This window comes from Tsukamurella sp. NPDC003166 (assembly GCF_040611135.1).
Classification (GTDB): Bacteria; Actinomycetota; Actinomycetes; order Mycobacteriales; family Mycobacteriaceae; genus Tsukamurella.
In genome coordinates this window covers 1-1049 of sequence record NZ_JBEXNL010000039.1, presented here as the reverse complement: position 1 = coordinate 1049, position 1049 = coordinate 1, and the positions used below count along the sequence as shown (strand labels likewise).

General features: G+C 63.1%; 1 protein-coding gene. It reads right to left on the bottom strand.

From position 1 onward, the window contains the following. Complete coding sequence (locus tag ABZX10_RS22750) at positions 1-1047, bottom strand: IS630 family transposase (protein WP_355545572.1); 1047 nt, start codon at positions 1045-1047, stop codon at positions 1-3. Positions 1048-1049 lie beyond the last annotated feature (2 nt).

The following is a 1049-nucleotide window of genomic DNA, read 5'->3' as shown; positions in this document are numbered from 1 at the left end:
CTAGTGGCGCGTGGCTGAAGTCTTCTTCCGGTCGATCTTGGCGAGGATGTCCTCCGCGGTTTTGACCCACACGAACGGATGTGAGCGTGGGTTCCAGCCGTTGATGAATGCCCGGATCGCTGTCGTGAGGTCGCATACCGATCGGAAGGTGCCGCGGTGAATCGCTTGTCGTTCGATGATCCCGAACCAGATCTCGACCATGTTCAGCCACGACGCCGAGGTCGGGGTGAAATGCACGGTGATCCGGGGATTCTCGGCCAGCCAAGCGCGGACTTCCTGCTTCTTGTGGGTGGCGTAGTTGTCCATCACCAGATGCAGTTCCACCTCCGGGTACGCCTTGGCGACCTTCTTGAGGAACGAGAGGAACTCGACGTGGGTGTGCCGGTCGTAGCATTGGCCGGTCACCTTCCCGTTCGCGATGTTCAGGGCGGCGAACAGGCTGGTCGTGCCGTGCCGGACGTAGTCATGCGTGCGCTCGAACGGATGGTTCGGTGCCATCGGCAACGTCGGCTGCGTCCGGTCCAGTGCTTGGATCTGCGACTTCTCGTCCACGCACACGACCACAGCGTTCTCCGGCGGCGCCAGGTACAGGCCCACGATATCGATCACCTTCGCCTCAAGCTCAGGATCGGTGGAGAACTTGAACGTTCCCTCCCGCCACGGCTTGATTCCCATCTCCCGCCAGACCTTCGCCACCTGGCCGTGATCGAGCTTCAGACGCTTGGCGAGCAGCCGCGAGCTCCAGTGCGTCACCCCCAGACTCGCTGGTGGCGGCGTCAACGTCGCCGTGATCACCTTCTCCCGATCGACCGTGGCGGGCCGACCCGAACGTGGCAGATCAGCCAGCCCATCGGGACCGAACTCACGGAACCGCTTGCACCACAACGCCGATGTCGGCCGCGAGATCGACAGCCGCTCCGCGATCGCTGTCATCGAAACACCGTCGGCAGCCCACAGCACAATCCGAGCTCGCGTCACCAACCCCGCCGGCATCGACGGCATCCGCAGCCACGACTCCAGCAATGCTCGATCGGCCTCGGAAATCAGAA